General features: G+C 69.9%; 15 protein-coding genes and 1 pseudogene. 10 read left to right on the top strand and 6 right to left on the bottom strand.

Translation table 11 applies throughout. The features are described 5' to 3' along the window. Nucleotides 1–259: 259 nt before the first annotated feature. Nucleotides 260–994 (bottom strand): ANTAR domain-containing protein, encoded by a 735-nt coding sequence (locus AB0D14_RS24285; RefSeq protein ID WP_362782443.1) that lies wholly within the window; start codon nt 992–994, stop codon nt 260–262. Between the two features lie 289 nt (nt 995–1,283). Between AB0D14_RS24285 and AB0D14_RS24280 the strand changes: the two genes are divergently transcribed. The 3 genes from AB0D14_RS24280 (at nt 1,284) to AB0D14_RS24270 (ending at nt 3,525) form a co-directional block, all read left to right on the top strand. After that, nucleotides 1,284–2,021 (top strand): GAF and ANTAR domain-containing protein, encoded by a 738-nt coding sequence (locus AB0D14_RS24280; protein WP_362782441.1) that lies wholly within the window; start codon nt 1,284–1,286, stop codon nt 2,019–2,021. A gap of 6 nt (nt 2,022–2,027) precedes the next feature. After that, the gene (locus tag AB0D14_RS24275) at nt 2,028–2,756 is read left to right on the top strand and encodes a GAF and ANTAR domain-containing protein (protein WP_362782439.1); all 729 of its coding nucleotides are present in this window, start codon (nt 2,028–2,030) and stop codon (nt 2,754–2,756) included. Between the two features lie 82 nt (nt 2,757–2,838). Further along, entirely contained in the window at nt 2,839–3,525 is a 687-nt protein-coding gene (locus tag AB0D14_RS24270; protein ID WP_362782437.1) for an ANTAR domain-containing protein, read from the top strand. 58 nt (nt 3,526–3,583) lie between these two features. Here AB0D14_RS24270 and AB0D14_RS24265 read toward each other — a convergent pair whose 3' ends face one another. Next, nucleotides 3,584–3,736: a hypothetical protein gene (locus AB0D14_RS24265; RefSeq protein ID WP_362782435.1), complete on the bottom strand. Its 153-nt coding sequence runs from the start codon at nt 3,734–3,736 to the stop codon at nt 3,584–3,586. Between the two features lie 117 nt (nt 3,737–3,853). Here AB0D14_RS24265 and AB0D14_RS24260 point away from each other — a divergent pair. Next, a pseudogene (locus AB0D14_RS24260) lies at nt 3,854–4,027 on the top strand (DUF397 domain-containing protein); the annotation flags it as partial. Nucleotides 4,028–4,045: 18 nt separating this feature from the next. Here AB0D14_RS24260 and AB0D14_RS24255 read toward each other — a convergent pair. Beyond that, nucleotides 4,046–4,774 carry a TetR/AcrR family transcriptional regulator gene (locus AB0D14_RS24255; protein WP_362782432.1) on the bottom strand — a complete coding sequence of 243 codons (729 nt, stop codon included), beginning with the start codon at nt 4,772–4,774 and terminating at the stop codon, nt 4,046–4,048. 209 nt (nt 4,775–4,983) lie between these two features. Here AB0D14_RS24255 and AB0D14_RS24250 point away from each other — a divergent pair, with 209 nt between their 5' ends. Together AB0D14_RS24250 and AB0D14_RS24245 are read left to right on the top strand one after the other, a co-directional pair. Continuing rightward, entirely contained in the window at nt 4,984–5,571 is a 588-nt protein-coding gene (locus tag AB0D14_RS24250; RefSeq protein WP_362782430.1) for a flavodoxin family protein, read from the top strand. Between the two features lie 76 nt (nt 5,572–5,647). Continuing rightward, entirely contained in the window at nt 5,648–6,637 is a 990-nt protein-coding gene (locus tag AB0D14_RS24245; protein ID WP_362782427.1) for an aldo/keto reductase, read from the top strand. Nucleotides 6,638–6,770: 133 nt separating this feature from the next. Here AB0D14_RS24245 and katG read toward each other — a convergent pair whose 3' ends face one another. The 3 genes from katG to AB0D14_RS24230 form a co-directional block, all read right to left on the bottom strand. After that, complete coding sequence (katG, locus tag AB0D14_RS24240) at nt 6,771–8,999, bottom strand: catalase/peroxidase HPI (RefSeq protein ID WP_362782426.1); 2,229 nt, start codon at nt 8,997–8,999, stop codon at nt 6,771–6,773. Between the two features lie 56 nt (nt 9,000–9,055). Continuing rightward, nucleotides 9,056–9,505, bottom strand: coding sequence for a Fur family transcriptional regulator (locus AB0D14_RS24235; protein WP_362782423.1), 450 nt, complete (start codon nt 9,503–9,505; stop codon nt 9,056–9,058). 228 nt (nt 9,506–9,733) lie between these two features. Beyond that, nucleotides 9,734–14,008 (bottom strand): bifunctional nitrate reductase/sulfite reductase flavoprotein subunit alpha, encoded by a 4,275-nt coding sequence (locus AB0D14_RS24230; protein WP_362782420.1) that lies wholly within the window; start codon nt 14,006–14,008, stop codon nt 9,734–9,736. Between the two features lie 208 nt (nt 14,009–14,216). Between AB0D14_RS24230 and AB0D14_RS24225 the strand changes: the two genes are divergently transcribed. The 4 genes from AB0D14_RS24225 (at nt 14,217) to AB0D14_RS24210 (ending at nt 17,067) form a co-directional block, all read left to right on the top strand. Further along, nucleotides 14,217–14,651 carry a cell division protein SepF gene (locus AB0D14_RS24225; RefSeq protein ID WP_362782417.1) on the top strand — a complete coding sequence of 145 codons (435 nt, stop codon included), beginning with the start codon at nt 14,217–14,219 and terminating at the stop codon, nt 14,649–14,651. 142 nt (nt 14,652–14,793) lie between these two features. Next, nucleotides 14,794–16,023 carry an ATP-binding protein gene (locus AB0D14_RS24220; protein ID WP_362782415.1) on the top strand — a complete coding sequence of 410 codons (1,230 nt, stop codon included), beginning with the start codon at nt 14,794–14,796 and terminating at the stop codon, nt 16,021–16,023. Continuing rightward, entirely contained in the window at nt 16,020–16,346 is a 327-nt protein-coding gene (locus tag AB0D14_RS24215; protein ID WP_362782412.1) for a nucleotide pyrophosphohydrolase, read from the top strand. Before AB0D14_RS24220 ends, AB0D14_RS24215 begins: the two co-directional genes overlap by 4 nt. A 259-nt stretch (nt 16,347–16,605) precedes the next feature. Then, nucleotides 16,606–17,067 carry a DUF6099 family protein gene (locus AB0D14_RS24210; RefSeq protein ID WP_362782409.1) on the top strand — a complete coding sequence of 154 codons (462 nt, stop codon included), beginning with the start codon at nt 16,606–16,608 and terminating at the stop codon, nt 17,065–17,067. The last annotated feature ends 144 nt before the right edge of the window (nt 17,068–17,211 follow it).

The following is a 17,211-nucleotide window of genomic DNA, read 5'->3' as shown; positions in this document are numbered from 1 at the left end:
TCGCCGAGGGCGACCCGAGCCTGCTGTGCCTCCGGCGTAGCGGAGCCGCTCATCCGCGTCGGTCGCTTTCCTCCCCGCGAAGGGCGAGGTGCTCGTGGAACAGTATGCCGCCCCTGATGCCACCGGCATCGTCGAACAGTTCGATCTCCTCGTCCAACAGGTGCTGACGTCCCTGCCGGAGACACGCTCGCTCTGAAGTCTCCATGCGAGAAGGACGGCAGCGCGGTGAGCACCGGGGCTGGTGATCGGCCGCCGGGCTTCAGGGGCCGGGCGAGGCCGGTGGGGGTGGCTCAGGCAGGCGCAGACCGTGGTGAACGATGGCCTGGGCAAGGTCGATCAGATCCGTTTGGTGGGTGTGAGCATGGGCCCGCAGCAGGGCCAGAGCCTGACTGGCAGTGACGGTGTGGCGGTAGCTGATCATGCCGATGGCCTGGTGGACCACGGCATCGGTCGGTAGTAGCCAGGCGTCGGCGGCGTCGTCCTCGGCAGAGGTGGAAACGGCCAGCAGGAGAAGTTCGGCAGCGTGTACGTGGGCGCGGGCGGTCTTCACGTCCGCTTCGGGCAGGGGGCCGGGCCGGTCGCGGTAAACGGACAGCACGAGCCCTGGCTGCGGGCCGGCCGGGTCGGCGCGGGCGACGGGGAGCGCGAAGACGGCCCGGATGCCGTGAGCGCGGGCCTGTTCGGCGAAAAGAGGCCAGGCGCCGGTGACGCTCGTGTCGTCGAGGTCGGGGGCGAGGACGGGCTTGAGATCGCTCAGGGACTGGACGCAGGGGCCTTCCCCCAGATTGATCTGCAGGGCTTCTCCTCTGGCGGCCAGCGGGCCGTCGGCGCCCAGGGAGACCCGCTGTGCCAAGGCGGCGTCCGCAGCCAGTGTCAGACCCACCGACAAGGACTGGCTCAGAGCGGCCCTGCACGCTTGCGTGAGGCTGCCTGCCGGGTCAGGTCGGTCGAGGTGGAGGGCGGCGAGTTCGACGGCTGCCGCCCAGGGGGCCATCACGGCGAGCAGACGGAGGAGTCGCGAACTGGGCGCGTGCCCAAAAGTGTGCGCATGACTGCGCATTCCGATCTTTGGCACCTACTGCCGATGCCGCCCATGATCGGAAGCTAATGTCAGGGTTGTCGTACGAGACGAAACCATCCCTCGGGTGCGGGCAGCTTATTCTCACAACGTTACACTCCTGGATGTATTCTGACCCTGGTCCATGGTCTCAATGATCCGTGCCCCAATGGACTGGGCGAACCGCTTTCCTGGGCGGTTTCGGCCAGGCGGGAGGTGACGGGCCATGGTTTCTGAGAACGACCTTGCCGCCGTATTGGCGAATTTGCGTCCAACGCCGGGCTCTGGGCGTCTGGTGGGCGCGGATGCGGTGCGGTGCGCTCGTGCGCTGGACGTCGACGGTGTGGCCGTCTCTGTGACAGTCGGCGGCGGCTCCAACGAATTGCTCTGGTCCACCCCCGGCGCCAGTACGCGGCTGGAGGACCTGCAATTCACGCTCGGCGAAGGGCCGGGCCCGGAGGCCGCTGTCTCGGGGGAGGCCGTTTCGGTGCCCGACCTGACGCGCGAGCCTGCGGGCCGGTGGCCTGCCCTGTTACCCGAAGCTCTGTCGCTGAGGATCAGAGCGGTGTTCTGTCTGCCTCTCCAAGTGGGTAGAACCTGCTTGGGTGTCATGACTTTGCAGCGTGCCAGGCCGGGCCCGCTGGAGGGTCTGCCGCTGGCCGACGCATGGATCGTCACGAACGCTCTGACCGCGGCCCTCGTACAGGACGGTGGGCAGTGGGACGCCTTCGCAACTGCCGACGGCGGCTCGCACTTCTACCGGGCCGCCGTGCACCAAGCCGCCGGGATGATCAGTGTGCAGGCGGGCGTGTCCCCGGCGGAGGCGCTGATCCGGCTGCGGGCCCACGCCTTCCGGCGGGGCAGGCCGTTGATCGAGGTCGCCGAGGACGTGGTGGCGCGGCGGATGAACTTTCGCCATGACGATGGAGACGAGCCGGGCGCGTATGGCCGGCGGAGGGACTGAAGGGCCATGACTCGAGAAGAACGCCTGCTGGCGGCCGTGATCGACGCGGTCGACACGCTCGTCGACGACTTCGACCTGATCGATTTCCTGCACACCCTGTGCGATCGCTGCACCGAACTGCTCGACGTGGCGGCGGTGGGTGTCATGCTTGAGGACCCCGGCGGCAACCTGCAGTTGATCGCCGCCTCCGACGAGCACACCCGCCTGCTGGAGCTCTTCGCCCTCCAGCACGACGAGGGCCCGTGCGTGGAGTGCCACCGCAATGGCATGGTCCGGCTGAACATCGACCTCGCCTCGCCCGCGCAGACCGGTCCCTTCCCGGTCTTCGCGTCCCGGGCCCGCAAGGCCGGTTTCCTCATCACCCACGCGCTGCCGATGCGTCTGCGCGAAGACGTCATCGGCGCGCTGAACCTCTTCGACTCCCGTGCGCAGAACCTTTCGCCTGCCGACGCGCGGGTCGCGCAGGCGCTCGCGGACGTGGCGACCATCGCCATCCTGCAGCACCGCACCATCGCCCACGCCAACCAGCAACGCGCCCAGATGCAGGCGGCGTTGACCAGCCGCATCGTGATCGAGCAGGCCAAGGGGATCCTCGCCGAACGCTGGGAAACCGGCGTCGACGCGGCCTTCGACGCCCTGCGCGGCCACGCCCGATCCCACCGGCTGGGCCTGACCCAGTTGAGCCGCCAGCTCGTCGACGGGCAACTCGACACCGACGGCATCCAGCGCCCCTGACCCTCACCGGAACGTCCGGACCACCCCGGACAGGCCCTGATCCCAGCGTCCCGCTTCTCACCAGCTCCAACCGAGGCACTCCATGGATGACGACGACCACGCCGCCGCATGGCGCCGGATCGGCGCAGCCGAAGGCGGCGTCACCCTCGCCGCAGTTGCCCAAGCCTGCGCGGGGGATCTGGACGTCGACTGCCTCGGCGTGAGTCTGGTCGTCACCGGTGAACTGCGCTTCATGGGGTACGCCACGGACGAGCGTGCCCGTCGTATGGAGGACGCCCAGCTCATCACCGGAGAAGGCCCCTGTACCGACGCCTACGTGCAGCGCGTGCTGATCGAAGAGGCGGACCTGCACCGGGCGTTCAGCCGGTGGCCGGCGTACACCCAAGCCGCCGCCGACCAACAGCTGCGCTCCGTGACAGCCCTTCCCCTGGCCACCGGCCACCTGCGTATCGGCGCGGTGGACCTCTACCGTGCGGCTCCCGGCCTCCTCAGCGACCGGCACAAGTCCAGGGCCGGCGCCTATGCCCGCATCATCGCCCTGCTCGCCCTTGACGAACACCCCCACCTGCTGACTGCCGGACGACGCCCTGTCAGGTCCGGTCCGCAGGGCTACCCGCCCAGCGTCCACTTGGCCGCCGGCGTCCTCGCCGAGATGTACCAGTCCCCTCCGGAAGACGCCCTGGCCCGCATGCGGGCCCACGCCTTCAGTCACGCCCAGCCCCTCCACCAGACCGCCGACCAGGTCCTCAACCACCACACCCTTGAGTAAGGCTCATCCCGCAGGTGACGCCGCTTTCGGCTGCGGTCGGAAAATACCGGCGGTGCCGTCATCCGGGCTGTCTGCTGCGGGCGTTCACTTCGGCGAGGAGGGCGCTCGGCAGCTCGTCCGGCGTGAGGATGCGGATGCGGTCGGGGTCGGCGTCCCATTCGCGACCACCGGCCAGCGGGCGGAGCTGGATGTACGGGCCCTCGTGGCCCATGACGCGTCCGTGTGCGGTTCCGTTGATTTCACGACCCGGCTGTACTGCGTGAATTACGCTGCGTAGTCCGGTCGTTACGAGAATGCGTCCGGGGGTGGGTGGCCACGATGTGGGTGCAGGAGCAGCTGCAGCAACCAGGACGGTGGCGCGTGCGTCGAGGTCTCTGACGGCTCCGCCGCAGTCATACCCGTACGGGACAGCAAGGTTCCGCATGGCCCGGTCCTCGTGTTCCCCGCTGCTGGATGGAACTCCTTCGTATCGGCGATCAGGGCAGGGCAGTTGGAGGACTGACCAGGCGGGCTGGCCGGTTCAGCCTGCCAGTTGCTGAAGCCATTCGCGCAGCAGGGCCGTCTCCGTGTCTCGCAGAGGTACCCCGGTGCCCGCGGCCGGGGGCCCGGTGGTGAGCGCGGTGTGAAGTGCGGCGTCGAGGGCGAGTGCGCGCGAGGCCAGGTCGGACCCGGATGAGGCGGGCGGGTCCGTGGTGACCGAGGCGATGACGGTGTCCCGCAGCCGTGACGAAGTGGAAAGGTCCCGCTCCGAGGACTCTTCGCCGATCAGCGCCAGCGTGGCACCCGTTGTCGCCGCGTGGATGACGCGGGTCGCCTGCTCCACCGGGACGCGAAGGCGTCCGGCGCCGGCCGCCCGGCTCAGCAGTCCCACCAGCAGGGCGTGCGCCTCGTCCGCGGCCGGGGGCCGCCGCCCGGGCTGCACGGTGCCGTACATGAGCATGTAGAACGCGGGGTGCTGCACTCCGAAGTCGACGTGCAGGTCCCAGCCGCGGTAGAGGTCTGCCACGGGGTTGTCGGGGGTCAGGGCCAGTGCCTCCCGTTTCTCGGCCAGGTACATCTCGAACCCGTAGGCGGCCAGCTCGGCCAGAAGCCCGTCCTTGTCGTCGAACATGCGGTACAGCGCGGGGGCCGTGATGCCCGCTGCTGCGGCGACAGCGCGCGTGGAGAGCGCGTCGCTGCCGCCCTCCTCCAAAAGCTGGGCGGCCACCTGCAGCACCTGGCGCCGCGCGGCGCGTCGTCCCTCGTTCATGGAACGACGATATCTCATTTTGCGTAGCACCGCCCTATCGGTGTTACGCTCGAAACCGGAACGTCGATCCATGCTGGTGGTGGCCGACGCTGCCCGTGACATCCGGGCATGCGCCACACCCCGGTGCGGACGACCGTCGCGGCGGGCGGCTCATCGTCCGTCGGGACCACCACCGAACACGCCGCCATCGCGGCAGGAGAGGAACATCCATGTCCGATCTCTCGATCGTCATCGCGTCGCACTCCGGCTACGGCCACACCGAGCAGATCGCCACGGCCGTGGCCGACGGTGCGCGCTCCGTCGCCGGGGCGCACGTCCACCGCGTGGACGTCGCCTCCCTCGGTGACGCCGACTGGGAGCTGATGGACGCCGCGGACGCCATCGTCTTCGGCACCCCCACCTACATGGGCACCGCGTCGGCGGCGTTCCATGCCTTCGCCGAGGCCAGCAGCAAGCGGTGGATGACCCGTGCCTGGAGCGACAAGCTCGCGGCGGGATTCACCAACTCCGGCTCCATGAGCGGCGACAAGCTGCATACCCTGCAGTACCTCTCGCTCCTGGCGGCCCAGCACGGAATGCTCTGGGTGAGCCTGAACCTCCTGCCGGGCTGGAACACCACCACATCCAGCCCCCAGGACGACAACCGCCTCGGCTTCTACCTCGGCGTCGGCGCGCAAAGCTTCAACGACACCGCCGCGGTCCACGACGCGGACCTGAACACCGCGCGCCACCTGGGTCGACGCGTCGCCGAGCAGGCCCGCGTCCGCAGTGCCGGACTGGCCGCCGCAGCGCACTGACGCAACGGTCCGTAATCGTCCATAAAGTACCTTCAATTCGCAAATACTCATTTATCTCTCTTGAGAGGAGTGCGTCATGCAGCACCGGACACTGGGAAGCCAGGGCCTTGAGGTCTCGGCGATCGGCTACGGGGCGATGGGCCTGACGATGGCCTACGGCCCCACCGACGAGGAGGCCGGTGTCGCCGCCCTCCGCCGCGCGCACGACTTGGGCGTCACCCTCTTCGACACCGCCGAGATGTACGGCTGGGGCACCGGATCCAACGAGATCCTGGTCGGCAAGGCGGTCAGGGACTTCCGCGACGACGTGGTCCTGGCCACCAAGTTCGGTGTCGACATGTCCGTGCCTCCCGAGCAGATCGGCGGCGCCCTCGACAGCCGGCCCGACAACATCCGCAAGGTCGCCGACAACAGCCTGCACTACCTCGGTGTGGATCACATCGACGTCTTCTACCAGCACCGCGTCGACCCCGAGGTGCCCATCGAGGAGGTCGCGGGCACCGTCAAGGAACTGATCGACGCGGGCAAGGTGAAGTACTTCGGCCTCAGCGAGGCCGGACCCGAGACGATCCGCAAGGCGCACGCCGTGCAGCCGGTCTCCGTCCTGCAGACCGAGTACTCCCTGTTCGAACGGGACGTCGAGCAGCTCTTCCCCACCCTGGACGAACTCGGTATCGGCTTCGTCGCCTACTCACCTCTCGGCCGCGGGTTCATCACCGGCACCGCCAAGCCCGCCGGCCAGTACGAAGCCACCGACATCCGCACCGTCGACCCGCGCTGGCAGCCGGGCAACTTCGAGAAGAACGTCGAAGCCGTCGACCGGCTCGCCGAACTCGCGGCGGCCAAGGGTGCCACCGTTTCCCAGCTGGCCCTGGCCTGGCTCCTGACCCGGGGCGAGCACATCGTGCCGATCCCCGGCACCCGCAGCCCCAAGCGCATCGAGGAGAACGCCGGCGCCGCCGACCTCACCCTCACCGACGCCGACCTCAAGGCCATCGCCGAGACCCTGCCCCTGGGCGGCTTCGGCGCCCGCTACGCCGGGGGACACGTGCCCACCTGGACCTGATGGTCCACCCCGGGACGCCTGTGTCGAAAGGTGCTTCGAGCAGGCTGGAAAGACTTCGAGCAGGCTGGAAAGACAACGTCCGGGTCGCTCCTCGCGGAGCGACCCGGACGTCATTCTTGTGTGAGCGAGATGCTTAGACCAGGTCGAAGCGGTCCGCGTTCGAGACCTTGACCCAGGCCGCGACGAAGTCCTTCACGAACTTCTCCTTCGCGTCGTCGCTCGCGTAGACCTCGGCGAGCGCGCGCAGCTCGGAGTTCGAACCGAAGACGAGGTCGGCACGGGTGCCGGTCCACTTGACCTTGCCCGCGGCGTCGTGGCCCTCGAAGGCGGTCTGGTCCTCGGAGGTCGAGCTCCACGTCGTGCCCAGGTCCAGGAGGTTGACGAAGAAGTCGTTCGTCAGGGTGCCCGGGGTGTCGGTGAAGACGCCGTGCGCCGACTGGCCGTGGTTCGCGCCGAGGACGCGCAGGCCGCCGACGAGGACGGTCAGCTCGGGGGCGCTCAGGCCCAGCAGGTTCGCCTTGTCGATCAGCAGGAACTCGGCCGGCAGGCGGTTGCCCTTGCCGAGGTAGTTGCGGAACCCGTCGGCGGTCGGTTCGAGCGCGGCGAACGACTCCACGTCCGTCTGCTCCTGCGTCGCGTCGGCGCGGCCCGGCGTGAACGGAACCTCGATGTCGAGGCCGCCGTCCTTGGCCGCCTTCTCCACGCCCGCCGCACCGGCGAGCACGATCAGGTCGGCCAGCGAGATCTGCTTGCCGCCGGCCTGGGCGGAGTCGAAGGCATCCTTGACGCCCTCAAGGGTGCGCAGTACCGACGCCAGCTGGTCGGGGTTGTTGACCTCCCAGCCGCTCTGCGGCTGCAGACGGATGCGCGCACCGTTGGCGCCGCCGCGCTTGTCGCTGCCGCGGAAGGACGAGGCCGACGCCCACGCGGTGGACACCAGCTCCGAGACCGTGAGGCCCGAGGCGAGGATCTGGCTCTTGAGAGTGGCGACGTCCGCCGCGTCGACCAGTTCGTGCGTCACCGCCGGCAGCGGGTCCTGCCACACCAGGGTCTCCTCCGGGACCTCCGGGCCGAGGTACAGCGACTTCGGGCCCAGGTCGCGGTGGGTCAGCTTGTACCAGGCACGGGCGAAGGCGTCCGCGAACTGGTCGGGGTTCTCGTAGAAGCGGCGCGCGATCGGCTCGTACGCCGGGTCGAACCGGAGCGCGAGGTCGGTCGTCAGCATCGTCGGGGCGTGGCTCTTCGACGAGTCGTGGGCGTCGGGGACGGTGCCCGCGCCGGCGCCGTCCTTCGCCACCCACTGGTTGGCTCCGGCGGGACTCTGCGTCAGCTCCCAGTCGTACTCGAACAGGTTCTTGAAGAAGTTGTTGCTCCACTGGGTGGGCGTGCTCGTCCAGGTGACCTCAAGGCCACTGGTGATGGTGTCGCCGCCCTTGCCGGTGCCGTACGTGTTCTTCCAGCCGAGGCCCTGCTGCTCCAGCGAGGCGGCCTCGGGGTCGTCGCCGACGTTGTCCGCCGGGCCCGCGCCGTGGGTCTTGCCGAAGGTGTGACCGCCCGCGATCAGGGCGACCGTCTCCTCGTCGTTCATCGCCATCCGGCGGAACGTCTCACGGATGTCGCGGGCCGAGGCCAGCGGGTCCGGGTTGCCGTTGGGGCCCTCGGGGTTGACGTAGATGAGGCCCATCTGGACGGCGCCGAGCGGGTTCTCCAGCTCACGGTCGCCGGTGTAGCGCTCGTCGGCGAGCCAGGTGGTCTCGGGGCCCCAGTAGACGTCCTCGTCGGGCTCCCACACGTCGGCGCGGCCGCCGGCGAAGCCGAAGGTCTCGAAGCCCATCGACTCCAGGGCGACGTTGCCGGTGAGGATCATGAGGTCGGCCCACGACAGGCTCTGGCCGTACTTCTTCTTGACCGGCCACAGCAGCCGGCGAGCCTTGTCGAGGTTGCCGTTGTCCGGCCAGCTGTTCAGGGGCGCGAAGCGCTGCTGACCGGTGCCGCCGCCACCGCGCCCGTCGCTGATGCGGTACGTACCGGCGCTGTGCCAGGCCATACGGATCATGAGCGGGCCGTAGTGCCCGAAGTCGGCGGGCCACCAGTCCTGCGACGTGGTCAGTACCTCGGCGATGTCCTGTTTGACCGCGCCGAGGTCAAGGCCCCGGAACGCCTCGGCGTAGTCGAACTCCGCACCGAGCGGGTTACCCACGACGGGGTTCTGGGCGAGGATCTTGAGGTTGAGGCGCTCCGGCCACCACTGACGGTTTCCTCCGCCCTGGGTCGGGTGCGCGGCGCGCCCGTGCGCGACGGGGCAGCCTCCCGTCTCCTCCGGCTTCGGGTCCGTGACGATCGCGTCATGGTTCTCGGTCATTGGGGAATCCTTCCGAACGGCGTACATCACATGCGCAGGAACTGCGGATGGTGGAATCAGGTACTGCTGGCGGTACTGCTGGCGGTGGAGCAGGCGGGGCACAGGCCCCAGTAGATGACTTCGGCCTCGTCGACCGAGAAGCCGTGGTCGTCGGAAGCGGTGAGGCAGGGGGCGTGTCCGGTCGCACAGTCGACGTCGGCCACGACGCCGCACGACCGGCACACGAGATGGTGGTGGTTGTCCCCGACACGTCCCTCGAAGAGGGCCGGGCTGCCGGGCGGCTCGATGCGGCGCACGAGCCGCGCCGTGGTCAGCGCGTGGAGACCCTCGTACACGGCTTGAAGTGAGATGTGGCCCACGCGGGCTCGCACCCCGGAGGCGATGGCCTCGACACCGAGGTGGGCGCCGTCCCGGACGGTTTCGAGCAGCGCGACTCGGGCGGCCGTCACCCGCAGGCCGGCGCCGCGCAGCTCTTCGGCGGTGGTCGCGGGCCCGGATGCGGTCATGCGGCCAAACCTACTTCCATAAACACGAACAGTTCAAGTAAACGAATGATGCCAGTTTCAGAAAGCGGCCGAGGCTGCGGCCGAACGCCTGGATTGGAGCAGGGCATATCGGCAGATATTAGTAGATGTCAGCGCGGGGCAGTGCAGGCCAACGCAGGTCGGCGCAGCTCAGCGCAGGCCAGTGCGGGCCAGCGCAGGCGAGTGCGGGGCAGTGCCGGGCAGTGCCGGTCAGTACACGTCCCTGACATACCGCTTGTCCGTCGCGAGCTGCTTGACGTACGCGGCGGCCTCGGCCTCCCCCAGACCACCGTGGGTGACCGCGATCTCCCGCAGGGCGCGGTCGACGTCCTTGGCCATGCGGGAGGCGTCCCCACAGACGTAGAAGCGGGCGCCGTCCTGGAGCCACGACCACAGCTCGGGACCGTGCTCGCGGATCCGGTCCTGGACGTAGACCTTGGAGCGCTGGTCACGGGAGAACGCCGTGTCCAGGCGGGTGAGGGTGCCGTCGTCGAGGAAGCCGCCCAGCTCGTCCTCGTAGTAGAAGTCGGTCGCCCTGTGCTGCTCGCCGAAGAACAGCCAGTTCGGCGCCCGGTGACCGAGGGCCCGCCGCTCCTCCAGGAAGCCGATGAAGGGCGCGACTCCGGTGCCCGGCCCGACCATCACCATCGGTGTCGCCGAATCCGCCGGGGGCCTGAAATGCGGGGAGCGCTGCACGAACACCGGCACCGGTGTGTCCTGGTCGGCGTCGGCGAGGAAGGGCGAGCAGACCCCGCCGCGGGCCCGCCCGCCCAGGTTCTCGTACCGCACGACGGAGACCGTCAGCGACACGAGGTGCGGATCGGTGAGCGGGCTGGACGATATGGAGTACAGGCGGGGCTGGAGCCGCTTCAGGACCCCGGCCCACTCCTGGGCGTTCGCCCGCACAGGGTGCTCGGCGATCACGTCGACGGCCTGCCGGCCCCAACTCCACCTCGCCAGGCCGTCCTTGTTGTCCGGGCGCAGCAGCTTCTTCAACTCCCGGTTGTCGGCGGTGCGTTCGGCTACGAAGCGCAGCAGGTCCTGGGAGATCCTGGTGATGTCGAGATGCCGGCCCAGCGCGTCGGCGAGAGAGGTGTGTCCGACTCCGTTGACGTCCACGGTGGTTGCGGCGTCGAGGCCGGCCACCTCCAGCCACTCGCGTACCAGCGCGGGTGAGTTGACCGGCCGTACGCCGAGCGCGTCCCCGGCCTCGTACGCCAGCGGGGTGTCGCCGCCTCGGCTGTCGCCGCCCCGGGTGTCGAAAGTGAACCGGCGGACCTCCTTGTCCGCGCCAGGCAGGCTGAGCAGCCGGTTGCCGACCAGCCGGGCGGTGACGGCGGCGGGCCTCCTCGACGCGGGAGTCGACGCGGGAGCCGACATGGGAGCCAACGGGGGAGCCGGGGTGGCAGCCGAGGTGGCATTCGGCGGGGCGGCCGAGGTGGGAGCCGACGTGCCGGCCGGCACCGAAGTGGGCACCCGGCCAGGTGCGAGCGCGCTGACCACGTGGTCGAGCCAGGCCTGAGCGGACGGCTCGAAGTCCGGCTCACAGTCCGTACGCGGAGCGAGCCGCACTCCGCCCAGTTCGTCCAGCCGCCGGTCGAGCCGGCGGCCGTGCCCGCAGAAGTCGTCGTACGAGGAGTCGCCGAGGGCCAGCACGGCGTAGCGCACGCCGTCCATGCGGGGCGACTCGGGCATGTCCAGAGCCGCCCAGAAACCGGAGCCGTTGTCGGGCGCGTCCCCGTCGCCGAACGTACTGGTGATGAGCAGCAGATCCGCACCCGGCGGCAGGGCGCGCGGGTCGGCGTCGTCCATGCCGACGAGCCGTGTCCGGTGCCCGGTCGCGGCGAGCCGCTCGGCGGCCGCGGTGGCGAACTCCTCGGCGTTGCCGGTCTGCGAGGCCCACAGGACGACGACCTCGCGCAGGGGAGTGGCTGGGGCCCGCGAGGTCTCCGCCGCTCGCGAGTACGTCCCGGCCAGGACGCCGTTCACCCACAGGGCATGGTCCGGGCTGAAGGGGGCGTCCGGCGGTAGCACGGGCACACCGGGGGCGCCCGCGGGAAGCCCGGCGAGGAAGCCGGTGAGGTACTGGCGTTCCTGGGCGGTGAGGACGGGGGGAGGGGCCGGCGTGAGGCCGAAGACATCGCCGGCTCCTGCTGTTCCCGGGACCCCGGCCGACTCAGCTCCGACCGGGGAGTTCTCAGCCGCTCCGGCGCCACTGGCAGTCCCAGCCCCTCCGGCGTTCGAGGAGCGGAGGTCTGGGGGCAGCGCTTCCAGCGGGGTCCGGGGCAGCGCCCCGCTTTCGGGAAGGGGCGGGCTGGGGGCCGGGCCGGGGGAGGAAACCCTCACCACCGAAACCGCACACACCTTCAACTCCGGCTGGAACGACACAGGATCGACGGCGTCACTGGTGACGGCGTTGACGCTCAGATACTCCCCGAACAGATCGTTCCAGTGGAACGGCGCGAACAGACACCCCGGTTGCACCCGGTCCGTCACCACCGCCGGCAGCACGGCCCGGCCCCGCCGCGAGGCGACCTCGACCCGGTCCCCGTCGGCCACACCGAGCACCGCCGCGTCGTCCGGGTGCACTTCCACGAACGGGCCGGGATCGAGCTTGTTGAGCTTGGCCACCCGTCCCGTCTTGGTCAGCGTGTGCCACTGGTGCTGGAGCCGACCGGTGTTCAGCACGAACGGGAAGTCGTCGTCGGGCAGTTCGGCGGCGGGCATGTGCGGCCGTGCGTGGAACACGGCTCGCCCACTGGCCGTGGGAAAGACGGGGCTTCCGGAGCCGACGTAGCGGATCGGATTCCGGTCGGGCCCGTCCTCCCGCGCGGCCGGCCACTGCACGGGCGTGTCCCGCAGCCGCTCGTACGTCACCCCTCGCAGATCCCACCCGGTCTTCGGGTTCCAGGCCCTCTTGATCTCCTCGAAGATCTCCTCCGCGCTCTCGTACGAGAACCCCTTCTCGTACCCCATCTCACAGGCCACGCGTGCGATGAGCCGCCAGTCCGCGAGCGCCTCACCGGGCGGCTGGACGGCGGGCCGTGCGAGCGTGAGGTTGCGCTCGCTGTTGACGAGGACGCCCTCGGCCTCGGTCCACAGGGCGGCGGGGAGCACGACATCGGCGTACGCGTTGGTCTCGGTCTCGGCGAACACGTCCTGCGTGACGACGAACTCGGCGGCTTCCAGACCCTCGATGACCGTCCGGCGGTTGGCCACCGAGGCGACCGGGTTGGTGCAGATGATCCAGCAGGCCTTGATCTCGCCGTCGGCCAGCTTCCGGAACATCTCGACGGTGCCCTTGCCCACCCCGTCCTTGCGGAGGGTGTCGGGCGGCAGCTCCCACAGCTCCTCGACGAAGGCGCGCTCGTCGTCCACGAGCACGGACCGCTGTCCGGGCAGGCCGGGCCCCATGTATCCCATCTCGCGGCCGCCCATGGCATTGGGCTGCCCGGTGAGCGAGAACGGACCGGACCCCGGTCGGCAGATGGCACCGGTGGCGAGATGCAGGTTGACCAGGGCGTTCGTGTTCCAGGTGCCGTGCGTGGACTGGTTGAGGCCCATGGTCCACAGGCTCATCCACTCGCCACCCTCGGCGGCTTCACCGATCAGCCGCGCGGCCGCACGGATGTCGTCCTCCGGGATGCCGGTGATCTCGGCGACGGCGGCGGGCGGATAGTCGGCCAGGAAGCCGGGCATCGCCTCCCAGCCCTCCGTGTGGGCCGCGATGAAACCGGGATCCGTGTGCCCGTTCTCGTGCAGCAGGTACAGCAGGCCGTTCAGCAGGGCCAGATCCGTACCCGGCCTGATCCGCAGGAACAGGTCCGCCTTGTCGGCGGTGGCGGTGCGCCGCGGGTCGACGACGATCACCTTCGCGCCCGCCGACTTAACCCGGTCCATCATCCGCAGGAACAGGATCGGATGGCAGTCGGCCATGTTCGAGCCGATGACGAGGAAGACGTCCGCCTTCTCGAAGTCCTCGTACGAGCCGGGCGGCCCGTCGGCCCCCAGCGACAGCTTGTAGCCGGCGCCCGCGCTCGCCATGCACAGCCGGGAGTTGGACTCGATCTGGTTCGTCCGTACGAAACCCTTGGCCAGCTTGTTCGCCAGGTACTGGGCCTCCAGGCTCATCTGCCCCGAGACGTAGAAGGCGAAGGCGTCGGGACCGTGCTCGTCGATGACCGTCCGCAGCCGCTTCGCGGTCTCGGTGATCGCCGCGTCCACGGACGCGGGCGTCGGCTCGGCCCCGCGGTCCTCCCGTACGAGCGCGGTGGAGAGCCGTCCCGGCGCCGCGAGCATGTCGGCGGTGGTGGCCCCCTTGGTGCACAGCCGGCCGCGGTTCGCCGGGTGGGCCTTGTCCCCGGACGCCTTCAGGACCGTACGCCGTCCGTCGGGGCCCATCCCGATGTCGAGGACCATGCCGCAGCCGACGCCGCAGTACGAGCAGACCGTGCGCACCTGGGACGTGGGGGAGGTCGTGCTCACACGCTGCCTTTCTCCGGGCCTTTCTCCGGCCTTCTCTGATGCGCGAGCGTACGAATTGCCCGTTACGCCTGTGTCACATGGCGCGATCATGAGGAGTTACACCTGTCACACAATGGCGGCCGGCCTGGTGTGAGGGGGGTCGGAACGGCTGCGCCCGGTCGGCTCCGGACCGTGTCGCATTCGGCCGAACGGGTGACCATGCGCAACAATGGCCACTGCAGGCAATCAGCACCATTCAGGGCGGGGGGAGCCGGTGAACAGCCACGACGTCACCGATGAACAGTGGGAAGGGCTCGCCCAGGTCGTTCCTTTGCGCGGCCGCGACGCCTGGCCGTCGGCGGTCGGCCACCGGGCGCTGCCGGAGGCGGTGACCGAGACACGGCGCCGCTTCGTGGTCCTGCGGGTCACCATCTTCGCGGACGCCCGCGAAGTCGCCGAGACCCTGATGGCCGGGATTCCGGTCCTCCTGGACCTCACCAGCGCCGAGACGGACGTCGCCAAGCGCGTACTCGATTTCAGTACGGGTGTGGTCTTCGGCCTCGCGAGCGGGATGCACCGGGTCGACCGGAACGTGTTCCTGCTCACGCCGCCGGGAACCGAGGTGCGGGGGCTCATGGAGGGCGCCGGTATCCCCGGCGTGTGAGGGTTCGAAACCGTGACTGCCGTGTGAGGGCCTGAAACCACGGCCGCGTGTGAGGGTTCGAAACCGTGACCGGATCCCTCGATCGTAGGAAGGTCTACGGGCGAAACGGTTCGGCTTCGGGGCGGAGTCCTACCGTCCGGATATGACCGTGTCTTGTGGCAGGACCCGCGCGGAGGCCGGGGTACGTCCCGACCGGCCGAGCGTCACCGAACTGCGGCTCTCCGCCTTCGCCGCGCACCGCGGCGCCGAGTTTCCGCTCGGCCCCGTCAGCCTCTTCGCCGGGCCCAGCGGCAGCGGCAAGTCGAGCGCCCTGCGCGCGTACGAGGCACTGGCCCGGCTCGGCGGCGGCGCCGAACTGGCCGAGGTGTTCCCGGATCCGGCCGCCTGTGTGCCCGAGCGGGCCCGCCCCGACGCCCAGCGGCGACGCGGATTCCGCATCGGCTGTACGGCGGACGGCCCCGAGGGCCCCGTACGGCTTGATGTAGCAGTGCAGGCCGAACCCGAACTGCGCATCGTGGGCGAGCGGTTGACTGTCGGCGGGCTCACCCTCCTGGAGACTGCTCTGCGTGATCCGGGCCGGCGCGTCGTGCAGGCGGCCTGGCACACGGCGGGCCTGACCCCGGTGACGAGGGGGCCGCTTCCCGACGACCGGCTCGGCACCGCGCTGCTGCCCCTGCGGGTCGCGGGCAGGACGGACGGACAGTGCCAAGTCATCGCCGCCGCCGAGCAGATGGTGGTCGCCCTGCGGTCGGTCTTCGCCTGCGACCCGCTGCCCCGCTCCATGCGTACCGCCCCGCCGCTCGGCGCGGGCCGGCTGCTGCGCGGCTGCGGCAACCTCGCCGAGGTGCTCCTGCGTACGCGCGCCGAGTGCGGGCGGCGACACGGGCTGCTGATCGACGCGGTGCGGGCGGGATGCGCGGGACCGGTCCACGACGTACTGGCGGAGACCGTGACGGGCGTGACGGGCGTGACGGGCGTGACGAGTGTGACGGGTGTGACAGGGCTGACCGGTGTACCCGGCGGGGCGGGCGGGGCCGTCCGGGCGCTGCTCGACCGGGGCGACGGTCTGCGGACGCCGCTCGGACGGCTGGGCGACGGGGAGTTGCGCTACCTCGCGCTGGCCCTGGTGCTGCTGACCGGCCCCGGCGTGCTCGACGTCGACCCGGCGGGGGAGGTGCCCGCGGCGCTGCAGACGCTCACCGTGCTCGCCGACGGCTTCGACCGTGATCTGGACGTACGGCAGAGGGACAGGCTCGTACAGTTGGCGGTACGCATGGGTGAACGCGGGCACATCCGGCTGGTGGGGGCCGTGAGCGACGCGTCCTGGGCGGCGGGGCTGGGCGGGGTGACGGTGGTAGACCTGAAGCCGTGACCGAACTTGATGTGGCGACACTGCAGCGGAGACTGGCCGCGTTCGCGGCGGCGCGGAACTGGCAGCCCTACCACACCCCCAAGAACCTCGTCGCCGCGCTCAGCGTGGAGGCGTCCGAACTCGTCGAGATCTTCCAGTGGTTGACGCCCGAGGAGTCGGTCCGGGTGATGGACGACCCGGAGAGGGCTCCCCGCGTGACGGACGAAGTCGCGGACGTGCTCGCGTACTTGCTCCAGTTGTGTGAGGTGCTCGGTGTCGATCCCCTCGCGGCGCTCGACGCGAAGATCGACCGGAACGAGCGGAGGTTTCCGGTGGGGGAGTGATCCCCTCGAAGCGACTGCCGCGAGGCACCGGCTCGACCAACTCGACCAACTCCGCCAACTCCCGGGCCGAGCCCGACAAAGGAGACCAACAGGTCTGATTGTTACTCTCCGGAGTTGTTGATCTGCTCGTATTCGATTCCGTGTCCGCAGATTTCAGGCTTCCTCTGGCTTTTCGTCCCGAGGTACCTCACTCTGGGTAGTGGCAGGCGGGGTTCGGGTAGGCGTGTGCACAGCGCGTCGGGACAGACAGGGACAGCGCATGGATGCGGTGCGGCTCATCGGTGCGAGCAGGTGTGCCCTGATGAGGAGCGGCGACGCCTCCGAGGCGATGGCCGAGGCATGGCAGGCCCACGCCCTCGCGCAGGCGATAGGCAGTCGGCTGGCGGTGTCCGGGCCGCCCGAGTTACGGGGCGAGGCACTGGGGCTGACGGAGCTGGCCGGCCGAGGGTGCGGGGTTCTGGGTGCTCCGGTGCTCGACGTCGGCAGGCTGCGGGCGGCGCAACTCACCGAACTGGGTGACGCGCGTCGGGCGCTTCTCGAACTCGGAGGGCTGCTCGCGGAGGTCGGTATCGCCCTCGTCGCCATAGCCTGCGGGGTGGCGGACGAGGCGACGTACTGGCAGTGCATGGAGGCCATCGACGCGGCGGACGAGTCCCGTGACCGGGTGCTGGAGATGCTCCGAAGACTCGCGGTCCGGGATCAGGGGGCGGCGGCGGGGTAGTCGCGGTCTGTCTCGCCCCCGCCGCCCCTTCCCGTCCCGTACCTGGGGGCTGCGCCCCCAGACCCCCGCAATCGCGCTGAACGCGCTCGTCCTCAAACGCCGGACGGGCTGGTATCTCAGCCTCTCCGGCGTTTGAGGAGCGGG

It is taken from the genome of Streptomyces sp. NPDC048484 (assembly GCF_040651415.1).
GTDB lineage: Bacteria > Actinomycetota > Actinomycetes > Streptomycetales > Streptomycetaceae > Streptomyces.
Note: the sequence above shows the minus strand (reverse complement) of the source record. Positions and strands in the feature narration are given on the sequence as shown.

Bases quoted from the DNA above. Each gene is read 5' to 3' on its own strand.
- AB0D14_RS24275 (WP_362782439.1), top strand. From the start codon at position 2,028: ATGACTCGAGAAGAACGCCTGCTGGCGGCCGTGATCGACGCGGTCGAC.
- AB0D14_RS24285 (WP_362782443.1), bottom strand. From the start codon at position 994: ATGGCCCCCTGGGCGGCAGCCGTCGAACTCGCCGCCCTCCACCTCGAC.
- AB0D14_RS24220 (WP_362782415.1), top strand. From the start codon at position 14,794: ATGACCGTGTCTTGTGGCAGGACCCGCGCGGAGGCCGGGGTACGTCCC.
- AB0D14_RS24255 (WP_362782432.1), bottom strand. From the start codon at position 4,774: ATGAACGAGGGACGACGCGCCGCGCGGCGCCAGGTGCTGCAGGTGGCC.
- AB0D14_RS24235 (WP_362782423.1), bottom strand. From the start codon at position 9,505: ATGACCGCATCCGGGCCCGCGACCACCGCCGAAGAGCTGCGCGGCGCC.
- AB0D14_RS24280 (WP_362782441.1), top strand. From the start codon at position 1,284: ATGGTTTCTGAGAACGACCTTGCCGCCGTATTGGCGAATTTGCGTCCA.
- AB0D14_RS24250 (WP_362782430.1), top strand. From the start codon at position 4,984: ATGTCCGATCTCTCGATCGTCATCGCGTCGCACTCCGGCTACGGCCAC.
- AB0D14_RS24210 (WP_362782409.1), top strand. From the start codon at position 16,606: ATGGATGCGGTGCGGCTCATCGGTGCGAGCAGGTGTGCCCTGATGAGG.
- katG (WP_362782426.1), bottom strand. From the start codon at position 8,999: ATGACCGAGAACCATGACGCGATCGTCACGGACCCGAAGCCGGAGGAG.
- AB0D14_RS24265 (WP_362782435.1), bottom strand. From the start codon at position 3,736: ATGGGCCACGAGGGCCCGTACATCCAGCTCCGCCCGCTGGCCGGTGGT.
- AB0D14_RS24245 (WP_362782427.1), top strand. From the start codon at position 5,648: ATGCAGCACCGGACACTGGGAAGCCAGGGCCTTGAGGTCTCGGCGATC.
- AB0D14_RS24225 (WP_362782417.1), top strand. From the start codon at position 14,217: ATGGCCACTGCAGGCAATCAGCACCATTCAGGGCGGGGGGAGCCGGTG.
- AB0D14_RS24270 (WP_362782437.1), top strand. From the start codon at position 2,839: ATGGATGACGACGACCACGCCGCCGCATGGCGCCGGATCGGCGCAGCC.